Here is a 15116-nt window from a genome sequence, read left to right on the forward strand (position 1 = left end):
TGAAAGAACTATTGCCGGCAACTTGTGTAATTGATTGTTAGAATACTGGTGAATTTACTGCTATTGCTGAATTGATATTACTAAGAAAATCAATAAAAGAGTGATAGATATTGTTTGGTATGATTGTTTTATAAAAGATGTTTCCAAAGTTGCGAGTTACATTAATCATAGATTAGTGACAGCTTAGAAGTAAAGCTTTCAAAACGAGAGGCGTAACAAATCATCTTCATAATCGTCTTACAAGAAACTAACCAATTAATATGATTTCAATGAAAAAAGATGCTAGAGTTTCTGGTTTACTATATATTCTTATGATTATATGTGGAATGTTTAGTCTTGTATACATTCCGTCAAAACTTTATGCCTTAGACAATGCCCTGGAAACTCATAATAATATCACTACAAATGAATTGCTATTCAAAATAGGAATATTGAGTGATTTGTGTATGATTACTATTTTTATCTTTTTATCACTTTCTCTATACAAATTGCTCAAGCAAGTCAATAATAAAGTAGCAATTATAATGGTTGTTTTAGTTTTAGTAAGTGTTGCATTTTCATATGTTAACTTAATACCTAAACTTGATATCATTTCTTTGATTAATAATAAAGTAGGAATTAACACTACAGATATACAGGCTGAAAAACTTTTAATACTTCTTAGATCGCATTATAACGGGTTTAGCATTGTTCAAATATTTTGGGGTCTTTGGTTACTTCCATTTGGTTATTTAGTTTTAAAATCTGGCTTTATTCCTAAAATTTTTGGAATTCTACTCATAGTTGGATGTTTCGGTTACTTGATAGATTTTTTAGGATACTTTCTTTATCCAGATTCCTATGGAAAAACAATAATTCCAACAATAGCAAGTCTTCCTCATGCATTAGGCGAAATTGGAATTGGTTTGTGGCTTTTAATTATTGGAGTTAAGAAAAAATCAAGTTAAATATTTATCTGGTTCTCCTGCTACAGCTAGTTTACGATAAGTAGCAATACTCATAAGAAAATATAGAAAAGGGTAACCGATCTTGTTTGATCGGGATTTTATGCTATTTTTAAAGCTAAATAAACTATAGAGAGTAGTTGGTAATCTATTATAATGAAAACATAAATATACTCCAGAGTTGTACTTGATTATAGAAATGATAGAAAAGCTTATTAAATACCAAAATGATTCTGAAAAGAACTTTGAAGAAAAGAAAAATATTTCAACAATTGTAAACTATATATTTGCTCTTATTATTTTCTTTTCTTCAACAATAGTCTCAGCATTTACCTTCCCTTTTAGATTCTTATATAGGAAAATATTCTTAAAGAAAAATAAATCTAAAATCATTCATCTCAATGGTAAAAATATAGATTCAGTTTTGAAAGAGGAAAAACTAGTTTTAATCGATTTTTGGGCTGAGTGGTGTGGTCCATGTTTGATGATGAACACTACTATAGAAAAATTCGCAAATGAATCAAAGAATATACAAATCGCTAAAGTTAATGCCGATTTAAATAGAAAATTGTTAGATAGATTTCAAATTAGAGGTTTGCCTCAATTCATTTTATTAAAAAATGGAAAAGAAATTAAAAGATATGCAGGTGCAATGACAGTTTTTGATCTAAACAAATTTTGTAGTGAAACGGATTAATTCGATACAGCTAACGTCATTTTGTTACTAGTGGATAACCATTATATTTTTTTTTAGGGTAAGGTTGTTTTAAATTATCTAATGGAGGTTTGTAATATTTGTTAGTCCCTAACTAGTAAAAAAGGATATTAGTTTGTGGTAAAAATATCCAAGAAAAATAATGAATTCTATTATAAATGAATAATTGGAGGGAATATTTAATAGCATTACTAGCAAACATACTAACTGGATTTCTATTGAGTATAAATTGCGAAGGCGAAAGATGTTTGATCATTATTCTAGCTTTTTCTTACTGTGTAATAGCTGCAATCTCCTATTTACCTTATTTGTTTTATAAACCCTTTAAAGAAATAAATAATGAAAAAATTCTTGCTTTTTTCTTCCCTAGTTTATTAATGTTTATTGCTATTTTTTTATGGTTAAAATTTGGATCAAACATGTCGTTAGGTTCACATAATATTTTATCAATAGGTTTAGCGATATTGCCTAATACAATTTTACAATTGATTCTATTTTTGGTTACTATAAAAAAACGTAATGCTAACCGATCTACTAAGTAAGGCTAAAGTTTTACAATATCATTATGTTTTTTAAATAACGGATAGAAAAAATATTGAGTTTTCTAATAGTAAATCTTATATACTACTCCATTGTAACACATTACTAATTCCGGATACTAATAATTTATAATAATCTACAAGGAATCATCCATGAAATTATTGACGCAAGAATATAAAGAACATTGGAATACGGTAAGCAAATTAATATTCAGAGCACTATTTACATATTTTACTCTCTATATACTTCTAATGTTATTAAATCCACTTTTTGAAGTACCATTTAGATGGATTGGTAAAGAAGTTTTTAAAGTAAACTACGAATATGAGGTAAGTGGTAATGGTAGTGGAGATCACACTTTTGCATATTTGACATTATTTGTAACTGTAGTTTTAACATTAATAACCGTTGTTATTTGGAGCATTTTAGATCGAAACCGTAAGAGCTACAATATGCTTTTTTATTGGTTTTTAGTATTTCTACGTATTGTTTTAGTAGCTGTAATGCTTCTTTATGGCTTTGTTAAGGTTTTTAAACTTCAGTTTCCATCAGCTTCATTGACTCATTTGCTCGACCCTTTAGGTGATTTTTCGCCAATGGGATTAGCGTGGACTTATATGGGGTTTTCAAAAGGTTTTAATGTATTTGTTGGTTTTATGGAAGTACTTGGTGGTTTGTTATTAATTCCTAGACGAACACAAACACTTGGCTCATTTATAATTATTGGAGTAATGGCGCAAGTGGCCATGATGAATTTTTGTTATGACATTCCTGTGAAATTATTTTCGGTTCATTTAGTGTTAATGGCTCTGGTGATTTTTATAACTGACGATAGGTTTTTAAAAGTATTTATTAAAAATAAAGCAGTAGATGTATTTACTTATTATCACCCTGTTAAAAACAACAAATATCATAAAGTCATATTTTGGATAAAATCCATTGGTTTATTTATTCTTGTTAGTTTAATTTCATTTAATTTTTATACCACAGAAAGTCATAGAGGGAACAATAGAGAAAAGCCATTACTCTATGGTATATGGGAGGCTTCATATTTTATTAAAAATGGAGATACATTACAACCATTAATTACAGATAATTATAGATGGCGTTATCTTATTGTGGACTTAAAAGATAAGGCAACTGTAAAAACAATGGATGATCTAAAATATCAATATAAGTTCATAACAGATTCGACATCTCAAAAAATAATGATACATAAAAAGGATTCGGAAGCTGAACATTATAATTTCAGTTATAAAAATCCCAATTCAGAATTTCTTGAATTGGATGGAATTATAGACTCTGATACATTACATATCATATTTTCGAGAAAAGATCACGAAAAATTTAATTTGAACTCTCGCGGTTTTAACTGGATTAATGAGCGTCCTTACAATAGGTGAAACAGTTCTTTGAAGTTTTCAAAAACGTTCTTGATTTTCTGATTATTCATATTAGAAGTAGAGAGAAATCGTATGTTGCTTTTGATTGTTTTCCATAAAATTATTGTAACAAATTTAATTTTGAATCTACATATTAGTAGGGATGTATCTAATTGTTTACATCTCACCGTAAGTAAATAGTTAAAAATATGTTAGGAGGAGAAAGTATTCGAGGAGTGATTTCAAGCTTACGTAATAATGAAACGTTACTGAGGTCTAAAGTACTATTAGAAAAAGAAAACTTAAAAGATACTGAAGGAAAATCAAGCTTAAAAAAAGCTTCCGAGGAAGAAATACAACAAATAGGAAAAAAAATAAGAAAGGAAAACCGAAAAGAAAAGAAAATACTAATTGGTATCGCAATACTTATAACAAGTGTTTTTACATATTTTACAATTAATGTAATCCGGCAAAACACTGTAGATACAGAGAGTATAGAAATACTTAAATTCCAGGAAAAGGAAAATGAGTTTTTAATACTTATTGAAAAAGGAGATGAGTGGTTTGAAAAAGGAAAATGGTCTAATTCTGTTTTTTACTATGAACAAGCAAAAGAAGTTTTCCAAAAAAACTATGAAATTAATTACAGACTCGTTCGATCATATAGCTTTCAATGTGAAAGTGAATTTAAAAATTGCCACAAGGCTAAAGAGCTGTTAGATAAGCTCTTTTTTATGTTTCCTGATAAAGAAAAAGAACTATTAGAAATCAAAGAGAAATTAGAATATGAATATTAAAGGATACCCATTAGCAACTTTCACTACAGTTAGTTTATAACCTTTAACCATACCCGTAATAAAGTATACGATCTAGTTATAGATCTAGTTTCATTTGATTTTAGAGTTTAAGTGTCTAAAGCAAAATGATATGCTAGTTCTAAACTATTGGGAGCAGTGATATCAAGGAAGGTACTAAGAAATGGACATATACAGAATAATTAAATCCTTTTTATATCTATTAGGAATATGTTTTACAATCTATTCGATTATTCAGCATGGAATAAGTAGTAGTCACACTCCTCCAACTGGGTTTGTAATACCCTTTTTCTTTATTTTCATTGCTTTCTTTTTTTTGATTATTGATTTTTTAGCTAAAAAATATTTGAGAAATTATAATTTGCATATAAAAATAAATGTTCTTTCAATCTTAATTAATTTTATTATAATACTTTCAATTCTTTTAATAGCTTTATAATAAACTGTTTTACCAAGTTCGTATCTTTTTTACTTGTTAAGGCAACCATTTGATCTTAATACGCGTCTATTATATCATAAAGGAATCTAAAATAGGTTTTAACAATGGTCAGAACACGATATTTCATTTCATTCTTATTTCTAGTCGTTAGTTTTAATATTGATGCTCAATCTATCAAAAGAATAGATAATTCAGTAATCTCTACCTCAGTTTTAGACAATAAAATTATGCATTTAAAAAATGCTGGAAATGTGCACGGTCTTACAATTGCAATAGTTACTAAAGACAGTGTTTTATTTCATAAAGCATACGGTTCCAGAAATTTAAAAGATAAGCAAGAACTAAAAACTTCACATAATTTTTATGCTGCTTCTCTTAGTAAACCACTTTTTGCATTTATTGTTATGAAATTAGTAGATGCAGAAAAGATTGATTTAGACAAACCTTTAGTAGAATATTTAGATAACCCTTTATATTCCTATGAATTTGCTCACAGTTATGAAGGTTTTAAAGATTTAGAAACCGATAAAAGATATGAGAAAATTACCGCAAGAATGTGTTTGTCGCATATTACTGGGTTTCCAAACTGGAGATATATCACTAAATCAGGGATTGATATGGAAAACCCGCTGGAGATCGAATTGGAACCAGGAACTTTTTATAGTTATTCAGGAGAAGGTATTCAATTGCTTCAGTTTGTTGTAGAACAAATCACTAAAACTAATCTAGAGCAACTTGCAGAAAAATACGTTTTTAAACCATTTAAGATGGATATGACAAGTTTTCTTTGGCAAAAAAGATTTGATATGAACTATGCGGTTGGTCACTACAAGAAAAGAAAAACCTTAAAACGAATAAAAAGAAATCAAGAATATGCTGCTGGTAGTATGGATACAACGCCAGAAGATTATGCCAAGTTTATACAAGCGATGTTAGCCCAAAAGGGACTTAGTGAAATAACGTATGAGGAGTTTTTTAAACCACAAATAAGAATTGAGTCTAAGCAACAATTTGGTAAAAATCGATTAATAAAAACGACAGAAAACAGTGATATCCAATTAAGCTATGCCCTAGGATTTGGAACCTATAAAACACCATTCGGAAAAGCAGTTTTTAAAGAGGGACATATTAAGGGTTGGGAACATTATACCGTATTTTATCCATCACAAGATTTAGGAATTATAATCATGTCCAACAGTTCCAATGCCGAAAGTATTTTTAAAGAATTACTAGAAGTTGCGATGGGCGATACTTGGATGCCTTGGTATTGGGAGAACTTTATGCCTTATGATAAGTAGGAGGGAGGTGTGAAGATTACTCTGCAGGGCTTATGTTTAGTAATTATTTATTTAATAAAACAGTAATAGATTTTTTATGCTACATAAGCTAGATAAAAAATGCTGTTAAACCATATAGGAATTCGTATGCGAAATAAGATTTTTTCATACGAATTCGTTACTTTTAACGTCAAAGACTTTTGTTAACCCTAAAAGACCGCTGTTGTGAAAATTAAGAAATTCTGGAAACGAATTTTATTAGGATTAATCGTAGTCCCAATTGTGGTAATTGGAGCCCTCATATTATATATTCAGAATAATCAATCCGAAATTATTAAAGGGGAGATAGCAAAACTAAACAAAGAACACAAAGGTCTTATTAGTGTTGGTGAAAGTGAATTATCTCTTTTTAGTAACTTTCCATACATTTCTATTAAAGTATATGATGTAAAAATCTTTGAAACTAAAGAAGATAATGCACCCATCATTATGGATGTAAAAGATATATACATTGGTTTTAATCTATGGGATATAGTAAAAGGAAATTATGACATTCAGTCTTTAGTTATAGAAGAAGGTGTTTTTAATATTGTAATTCATGAGAATAATACGACGAATATTCAAAACTCCTTAGCGAGTACTTCTAAAACAGAAACACCATCCACTAATATTCATCTAAAAAAAATTAGATTTAAAAGTCTAGACATCCATACTCTAGATGAGGCTACAAATACAGATGTCGAAAAATTCATGTACGCTGGTACCGGTGGTTTTAGCCAAAAAGATAGTATCATCGCTGGACATATAGATACCCACTTTGAGTTGAATGTGATCAAAGATGGAGATACCACTTTCATTCATAATAAACATTTCGAAGTGCATACAGATGTGTTATTTAATGAATATACTGGAATTCTTGACATAGAACCTTCTGGGATTGTTATGGAAAATGGTGATTTTGAGCTAGAAGGATCAATAGATACGAAGAATGATGTAGATCTAAACCTTTCTATAAAAGGAACAAAGCCTAATTTTGATATGTTGATTGCTTTTGCTCCAACAGATGTTATACCTGTACTAGAGAAATACAGAAACGCTGGTGAAATTTATTTTAACGCTAAGATTGAAGGGCCTGCTAATAAAGGAAATACGCCTTTTGTTCGCGCCAATTTCGGAGCTGGGAAAGCTTTCCTAGAAAATACTAAAAGAGGGAAGAAGATTGATAATATGGGATTTAATGGTCATTTTACAAATGGAAAAAATAGAGATGTAAGTACGATGGAGTTTTCGTTAACGGATATGACTGCATCTTTAGAAAAAGGAGAATTTGAAGGGTCTATTTTTGTGAAGAATTTTGAATCTCCAGAAGTGGATATGAAAATAAATTCAAATTTTAATCTCAATTTTATTACAGAATTTTTTGAACTGGAGCAGGTAGAAGATGCTTCAGGAGAGGTTTCATTGAAAATGAATTTTCACGATATTATAGATATTGATGAACCCGAAAAGGCTTTACAGAAACTGAATCAAGCGTATTTTACAGAATTGATTGTAAAAGACTTAAGTTTAATAGCCAAAGATCTTCCAGCTCCATTGCACGATCTGAATGTAAATTTAGTAATGAATGGTAAAGAAGCAACTCTAAATAAGTTTGAACTGTTGATGGGGAAGTCAGATCTATCTGTAAGTGGTTTTCTTTCGGATTTACCTGCAATTGTACATCATACGAACATCCCAGTAGATGTTCATTTAGATATCGCTTCTAAGTATTTAGATATTGCCGAATTAACTGGTTTTTCAGCACAGGATACTACTAAAACTGGTTTTGATGAACAAATAAAAGAATTGAGTTTAGGCCTTTCTTTTAAAGCTTCTGCAAAAGATTTTACAGAATCTAAATATTTACCCAAAGGTGAATTTTTTATCGATAGCTTATATGCAGATTTAAAGCATTATCCACATAAACTACATGATTTTCACGCAGATGTGTTAATAGATGATAAGGATCTCAAAATAGTTGATTTTACAGGATATATAGATGATAGTGATTTTCATTTTGATGGGCTTATACATGAGTATGCTTTTTGGATGCAATCCCAACTTAATGGAGATGTTGATTTAGATATCAACCTTACTTCTAAAAAGTTAAGGTTAGAAGATGTCTTTTCGTATAAGGGAGAGAATTATGTTCCTGAAGAATATCGACATGAAATTTTTGATGATTTGGCATTGCACCTTACTTCTAGTATGCATTATAGAGATTCTGCTTTGCATTCCATTGACTTAGCTTTAGACAAGTTGGATACAAAAATGGAATTGCACCCACTACGCTTTGATAATTTTAGAGGAAATATCCATTATGAAGATGAACACGTGGTAATAAAAGATTTTCATGGCGAAATAGGAACTACTAATTTTAATTTTGACCTTAATTACTATTTGGGTGAAGATGAGAAAATAAAGAAAAGAGATAATTATCTCTCAGTAAAAGCAAATTATATTGACTATGATGCGCTTTTTAACTTTGATGTGAGCTCTCCAGAATCAACAGAAGTTGTGACTTCAACAACTGCTGATGTAAAAGAACATGCAGAAGCTTTTAATTTATATGAGTTGCCGTTTACGGACATGCAATTTAAGGCAGATATCACCCACTTTATTTACCATAGAATAGATCTTCAAAATATTAAAGCGGATATCAGAACAACACCCAATCATTACATTTATATAGATACCTTAGATATGGATGCAGCTGGAGGAAATATTCGATTAAGTGGTTATTTTAATGGTAGCGATCCAGAACATATTTATATGCAACCAGATTTGGTTATGAATAACGTAGATTTAGATAAACTACTGTTCAAGTTTGAAAATTTTGGACAAGATCATCTCGTTTCCGAAAATCTACAAGGAAAACTTACATCTAGAATTAAAGGTAAGATTAGGGTATATCCAGATATGGTACCGGATCTGGATCAATCTACCATAGAAATGGATGTGAAAGTACTAAATGGGAGATTAAAAAATTATGATCCAATGCTTGCGCTTTCTGACTATATGGGAGATAAAAACTTACAAAATATTCGATTTGATACTTTACAAAACAGCTTGGATATAAATAAAGGGAAGATCAATATTCCTGCTATGCGGATCGAATCTACTTTGGGGCATATGGAATTGTCTGGTTCGCATGACAGTAACCAAAATATTGATTATTACGTACGAATTCCTTGGAAAACTGTGCGAAAAGCTTCTTGGCAAAAGTTATTCGGAAAAAAGAAAGATTCTGTTGTTAGTAAAGCACAAGAAGATGAAATTGTAGAAGTAGATCCGGATGAAAAAATAAAATACCTTAACCTAAAGATCAAAGGAAGTATTGATGATTATAAGGTTTCATTAGGTAAGAAAAAGGGGAATTAACTTCACTACTACTAATTTGTTTACGAAAATAATGACGTACAGATATCTTTATAAGTAATGCTGTAAATGATTACATCAAACTCCATTTTATTTACGATTATTAGTGTTTTTGCACTACAGGCGATAGTACTAAGCGCATTAATTTTTTTTAAACGCCCAAAAATATTGGCTCAGAAGTTTTTAGCGATGTTGACTTTTTTTTATGCTATTATGGCATTAAATATTGTCTTAGTTAATGTTTTGAAAGATCATAATATGCTTGATGTTTTTAGATATATTCAGCTAGAAATGCTTTATGGTATTGGTCCTGCACTGTATTTTTATACTAAAAGTGTTACTAATACATCATTTAAATTTTCAAAACAACATCTTATTCATTTCTTACCGTTGGTTTTAGAGTTTATTTTTTATAGAACATCAATTTATAGAAATGGAGCGGATGGTTTGTATGAAAACCCCATTCCTAGTATAAGTTATGTATATTTAATAGAACAATGGATAGGTGTTATTTCTATCATTACCTACAGTATTATATCATTACGGTTACTCTTTAATCACCAAGTTTTACTAAAGCAATATTATGCTAAGTTGGATAAGCATTCATTTGACTGGTTAAAAATCCCTATACTTATTTATGCATCATTTTTTATTCTATGGAATATCATAACAGAAATTGACCGATTTGTTTTTGATAGAAGCCTTAGAGAATATTACTTTCTTCCTACATTCGTTGTCCTCTCCATACTCTGTACCTGGATCGCTTTTAAAGGATACCTTAGAAAACAAGAATCATCTTTGGCGTTGAAAGTTTTAGTGGATACATCCGAAAAGGTAAAAAAACCAATAAAAAAAGACACTCAATTTATTGAAAAATTGGAACAGTTAATGCAAAATGAAAAGCCTTATTTGAGTACGGACATAAACTTAACTAAGCTTTCCGAATTACTACAAATGAAGCCCAAGATAGTTTCATTAAAGATTAATCAAAATTGTTCAAAAAACTTTTATGATTTAATCAATTCTTATCGTGTGGCAGAATTTAAAGAACGTTTAAAATCCTCTGATAAGGACAAACTATCATTATTAGGTCTTGCATATGAATGTGGTTTTAATTCAAAATCTACTTTTAACCATGTTTTTAAGAAAACAACACAGTTAACTCCAAGTCAATATCTTAAGGGAATTGAAAATACGTCCGAAAAGAAGCAGTAGGACGATTAATAACTTTTTAGGGATTAATATTGTGGCTTAAACAATTAAAATAGCATCGATTACTCTTTATGTAAGATGTGATTAAAGGTGCTTAATCCAAAAATTAATGAAAAAAAACATAACAATTATTCCCTTAATTTTTATACTTCTTTATGGAACTATAAATGCTCAACAAGCAACTACAAATTTTCAAAAAGGACAAGTTCTTAGTGATTTAGATTATTTGTACCACTCATTAGAAAACACACATTTTAACTTATATGCATATACATCAAAAGATGATTTTGAGAGAAATTATCAAATTGTAAGAAGTGAAATAAAAAAAGACTCTTTTAATCTTCTTGAAACAACATCACTATTACAAAAAGTTATATCTGCAGCAAACAATGCCCATACTAGAATTGTGTTCCCAGGTTCTATATATATGGAATACGTTCAATCTGGGGGCACCATTTTTCCATTAGAGATTGCTTTTGAAGATGGAAAAGCCTTAGTTAGAAAAAATTGGTCAAAAAATGACATTAAAATCGGTGCTGAATTGAAAAGTATTAATGGCAGATCAATTGATGAGGTTTTGCAAAAAATCTATCCTCAGATTTCAGCTGAAAGATCCTATTTAAAGAATGCACAAATTGAGTCTTTAACGCTGTCAAGATTCTATTGGCAAGTTTTTGGAGAACAAAAAGTTTTTAACATAGAACTTTTTATAGAAGGCAAGCAAAAAGAAATACGTTTAGATGCCATAAAAGCCTTGGAAGATTTTGAAATGCAAAGGGATGATATAATAAATCACAAAAGAGTATTTAGATTTAAGTCAAAGACAGCTTATTTAAACCCTGGTAGTTTTGCAGGTAATGAGGATGACTATAGAAAGTTTATAGATTCTGCCTTTATTGAAATTAAAAAAAGCCAAACAAAAAATCTTATTATTGATTTAAGAAATAATCCAGGTGGAAATGATTCATTTAGTGATTATATGGTGTCTTATATTGCGAATAAACCTTTTAAGTGGTTTTCAAAATTTCAACTTAAAACTAGTCAATTACTAAAAGAACATGTACAACAAACCAAAGATACAACCGAAGCTTTTTGGAGATCTGTACTAGAACATAAAAATGGAAAAATATATAATTATGATTTTGGGTTTTATGAACCACAACCTGAATTAAAACGTTTTAAAGGTAAGGTCTATGTGTTAGTGAATCGGCAGTCTTATTCACAATCTACTGTTACAGCAGCTCAAATACAGGATTATAACTTTGGAACCATCGTAGGAGAAGAAACAGCGGAATATGCCAATTTATATGCTTCAATTTTCAGCTATAAATTACCGGAAACAGACATAATAATAGATGTGTCTAAAGGTTTAATTGAGCGTGTTAATTCTAAAAAGGAAGACAAAGGTGTAATCCCCGAAATTAAAATCAAAGATCATTTGTTGGATGACGTCGATGAAATATTGAAAGAATTGTTATCGATTATCCATAGAGATTTAAAAGATATTACTAAAGGTAGAAGAGATTAATCCAAGGTTATCATTAAAATAGTGTGGCTGTTAATGTGTATTTAATTAACTGCTTATCGTATTTTTAGGTGAATGTATTTTTTGTAGAATTTAAAGTTACTAATCAATATATAGAAAACAGAAAAGTATGGTAACATTTAATCTTTTTAAGATACCTATATTGGCGCTTTAAAATGAACTAAAAATAGATACCTAATGAAAAAGACTTTAAATGATTTAACCAAAGAAGATTGGAATACGCTTTTTCCAATTGAATTGGTTGAGCATAATCCCGAATGGAAAAACATTTATGAAAACGAAAAAAAACGGATTTTAGATAGAGTAGGAAAGGAAAAAATATTGCGAATAGAACATTTTGGTAGTTCATCAATTACTACCATAAAATCTAAACCATATATTGATTTAATGATCGAAATTCCTAAAGAACTATTATTCGATAGACAATTAATAGATCAATTTATAGAATTAGGTTATTCACATTTCGAAGTTCCTGCAAGAGAAAATATCGAAAAGTATTCTTCATTCGGAAAAGGATATAATTTAGATGGAACTAAAGAACAAATTTTTCATATCCATATGTGTCCGAAAGATAATGTAATGTGGAAACAAATTGACTTCAGAGATTATCTAAACGCTAACAATAAACGTGCAAAAGAATATGAAAGTTTGAAATTAGAATTAGCATCTAAGTTTAAAAATGATAGGGGTTCTTATGTTCTTGGTAAAACGGATTTTGTAAATGAAACTTTGAACATTATAAAAGAAAACACTAAAGCATAATTACATAAAAAGAGAGTTGCTAGTTCGTTGGAAAATCAAAAATTTATTTTGTACAAAACACGAACTATGATTTTTTTAAACATTAAATTTCTTGTGCAACGACATTGTCAATATATTCATAACAATAATATTCTGATAAATAATAGTGGAGAAAATATTAAATAACATAAAAGATTTTTTCACGGAGTTTCCAGAGTTTATATACCTTGTCATTGGTATTGTTTTTCTTGTTTTGTTCATTGGAACAGTAAAAAATAAGAATTGGGCAATTGACCCAGAAAGTGGAAATCAAAGAATGTTTTATAATATGTTTGGTCATAAAACTTTTAGAGTATTCATAGGGGTTGTTTACGTATTAGGAACTCTTGCAGGTTTTAGTGGGTTTTTTCTTTATTTTATGGGGTAATAATTACATATGTTGATGGTGGAGAATATCTAAAAAGGAAATATCCGAACTTGGAAGTAGTGGATGATAGCAAAATTTCGGTGATCCATAATGGAAAATTTATTTCATCTAATGGTAGCTTAGTAAGTTATGTTGATTCTTTTGATTTGTTAGAAAAATTAATAAGTAAAGAGCACAGAAAATTTGTTGAAACTTCAATATAATATGATAGGTTAAAAAGATAAATTCATGACAGAAAACATATCGATTATCGGTGGCGGAATTGGGGGGTTAGTAACTGCCTTATCCTTTGATAAATTAAAGATTCCATATACATTATATGAAAGAGCTGCTTCTTTAGAAGAAGTAGGAGCGGGGATATGGTTATCACCAAATGCATTGCAAGTTTTAGAATGGATTAGCCCTAGTTTATTGCAGGAAATTCAGAATACTGGAAATACTTTTAACCGGATTATGGTAGCTAATCATAAGTTAAAACCGATATCAGACTCTAAACAAGATTTTGTTCAAGAAAAATTCGGTTACACTACTATGGCAATTCATAGAGGAAAGCTACAGCAGATTTTATATAAATACGTGCAGGAAGAAAATATTAGATTAGGGAAAGAATTTATGGAATACCTTGAGAACGGCGAAAAATCTTATGAATTACATTTTGGAGATGGCTCTGTTGTAAATACTAATTCTATAATTGGTGCAGATGGAATTAATTCTAAAATTAGAAAGCAATTATTTCCAAATAGTAAATTAAGATACTCAGGGCAAACATGTTGGAGAGGTATTTCTAACTATAATTTAGACGCTCAATTAGAGTCTGTAGGTTTTACTTTATGGGGTAAAAAATTACAATTTGGGGTATCTAAAATTTCCGAAGGGAAAGTATATTGGTTTGCTGTTAAATTGAGTGCGCCTAATTTGACCGATGATAAGAAAACTATAAAGAATCTTCTAACAAGGATGTTCTCAGAGTACGATCCATTGGTAACTGATCTTATTAAAAATACACCTAGCGAGACAATTTTCAGAGGAGATCTTTCTGATTTAGAATTACTAAATAAATGGAATTCAGGAAATATTTGCCTAATAGGGGACGCTGCACATAGCATGACACCAGATTTAGGACAAGGAGGTGCCCAAGCAATTGAAGATGCATTTTATTTGTCAAATTTTATTAAAGAAACTAATAATACGGAAATAGCTTTTGATAAACTCTATACCTATAGAAAGACAAAAGTTGAAAAATTAGTGAAACAATCGAGACTCACCTCAAAAATCGCAATAACAAATAGGTTTATAGAAGTCATTCGAAACTTAATTCTTAAGAGCACCCCTGAATCTTATATGAAAAAACAGATGTATGAATTGTATAAATTGGATAAAACTATTGCTACCAGTTTATATGAAAACTAATTTTCCTCAATTTATCAAACCCTAATAAGGTTCTATTCTATGTCATTTTTTTAAACTCATACTTGTTCGTGTGATAATAATTTTTAGTTATTATTTCTGTTGTCAAAATATTAAGTTGGCTCTTTGATGACTAATCTGGTTAGGAATACAGAAATAGTCTATGGTCAATATATTAGAGATACTAGGAGTGAAAAAGCATTAATAAAAGTAAAATAAAAAGTTTTCGTATTAAACGTTTTGGTATAGTCAAA

11 protein-coding genes are annotated in these 15116 nt (G+C 29.6%); all 11 read left to right on the plus strand.

The features are described from left to right. The first annotated feature begins 260 nt into the window (after positions 1 to 260). The 11 genes from D1815_RS01435 (at position 261) to D1815_RS01490 (ending at position 14865) form a co-directional block, all read left to right on the plus strand. Positions 261 to 947: a DUF4386 domain-containing protein gene (locus tag D1815_RS01435; protein ID WP_027391952.1), complete on the plus strand. Its 687-nt coding sequence runs from the start codon at positions 261 to 263 to the stop codon at positions 945 to 947. Between the two features lie 196 nt (positions 948 to 1143). Next, positions 1144 to 1641: a co-chaperone YbbN gene (locus D1815_RS01440; protein ID WP_120650553.1), complete on the plus strand. Its 498-nt coding sequence runs from the start codon at positions 1144 to 1146 to the stop codon at positions 1639 to 1641. Between the two features lie 710 nt (positions 1642 to 2351). Then, positions 2352 to 3602 (plus strand): DoxX family protein, encoded by a 1251-nt coding sequence (locus tag D1815_RS01450; protein ID WP_118385644.1) that lies wholly within the window; start codon positions 2352 to 2354, stop codon positions 3600 to 3602. A gap of 188 nt (positions 3603 to 3790) precedes the next feature. Further along, positions 3791 to 4378 (plus strand): hypothetical protein, encoded by a 588-nt coding sequence (locus D1815_RS01455; RefSeq protein WP_118385645.1) that lies wholly within the window; start codon positions 3791 to 3793, stop codon positions 4376 to 4378. Between the two features lie 561 nt (positions 4379 to 4939). After that, positions 4940 to 6133, plus strand: a complete 1194-nt coding sequence (locus D1815_RS01460) for a serine hydrolase (RefSeq protein WP_118385646.1) — start codon at positions 4940 to 4942, stop codon at positions 6131 to 6133. 204 nt (positions 6134 to 6337) lie between these two features. Further along, positions 6338 to 9532, plus strand: coding sequence for an AsmA-like C-terminal region-containing protein (locus tag D1815_RS01465; protein WP_118385647.1), 3195 nt, complete (start codon positions 6338 to 6340; stop codon positions 9530 to 9532). A gap of 66 nt (positions 9533 to 9598) precedes the next feature. Continuing rightward, entirely contained in the window at positions 9599 to 10744 is a 1146-nt protein-coding gene (locus D1815_RS01470; RefSeq protein WP_118385648.1) for an AraC family transcriptional regulator, read from the plus strand. Positions 10745 to 10850: 106 nt separating this feature from the next. Then, positions 10851 to 12269, plus strand: coding sequence for a S41 family peptidase (locus tag D1815_RS01475; RefSeq protein ID WP_118385649.1), 1419 nt, complete (start codon positions 10851 to 10853; stop codon positions 12267 to 12269). Positions 12270 to 12464: 195 nt separating this feature from the next. Further along, entirely contained in the window at positions 12465 to 13049 is a 585-nt protein-coding gene (locus D1815_RS01480; protein WP_118385650.1) for a GrpB family protein, read from the plus strand. A gap of 145 nt (positions 13050 to 13194) precedes the next feature. Continuing rightward, the gene (locus D1815_RS01485; RefSeq protein WP_158594498.1) at positions 13195 to 13455 is read left to right on the plus strand and encodes an Imm17 family immunity protein; all 261 of its coding nucleotides are present in this window, start codon (positions 13195 to 13197) and stop codon (positions 13453 to 13455) included. Between the two features lie 228 nt (positions 13456 to 13683). Further along, positions 13684 to 14865: an FAD-dependent monooxygenase gene (locus tag D1815_RS01490; protein ID WP_118385652.1), complete on the plus strand. Its 1182-nt coding sequence runs from the start codon at positions 13684 to 13686 to the stop codon at positions 14863 to 14865. Positions 14866 to 15116: the final 251 nt, after the last annotated feature.

This window comes from Aquimarina sp. AD1 (assembly GCF_003443695.1).
Taxonomy (GTDB): domain Bacteria; phylum Bacteroidota; class Bacteroidia; order Flavobacteriales; family Flavobacteriaceae; genus Aquimarina; species Aquimarina latercula.

Coding starts and splice junctions, on each gene's coding strand:
- D1815_RS01435 (WP_027391952.1), top strand. CDS start 261: ATGATTTCAATGAAAAAAGATGCTAGAGTTTCTGGTTTACTATATATT.
- D1815_RS01440 (WP_120650553.1), top strand. CDS start 1,144: ATGATAGAAAAGCTTATTAAATACCAAAATGATTCTGAAAAGAACTTT.
- D1815_RS01450 (WP_118385644.1), top strand. CDS start 2,352: ATGAAATTATTGACGCAAGAATATAAAGAACATTGGAATACGGTAAGC.
- D1815_RS01455 (WP_118385645.1), top strand. CDS start 3,791: ATGTTAGGAGGAGAAAGTATTCGAGGAGTGATTTCAAGCTTACGTAAT.
- D1815_RS01460 (WP_118385646.1), top strand. CDS start 4,940: ATGGTCAGAACACGATATTTCATTTCATTCTTATTTCTAGTCGTTAGT.
- D1815_RS01470 (WP_118385648.1), top strand. CDS start 9,599: ATGATTACATCAAACTCCATTTTATTTACGATTATTAGTGTTTTTGCA.
- D1815_RS01475 (WP_118385649.1), top strand. CDS start 10,851: ATGAAAAAAAACATAACAATTATTCCCTTAATTTTTATACTTCTTTAT.
- D1815_RS01480 (WP_118385650.1), top strand. CDS start 12,465: ATGAAAAAGACTTTAAATGATTTAACCAAAGAAGATTGGAATACGCTT.
- D1815_RS01490 (WP_118385652.1), top strand. CDS start 13,684: ATGACAGAAAACATATCGATTATCGGTGGCGGAATTGGGGGGTTAGTA.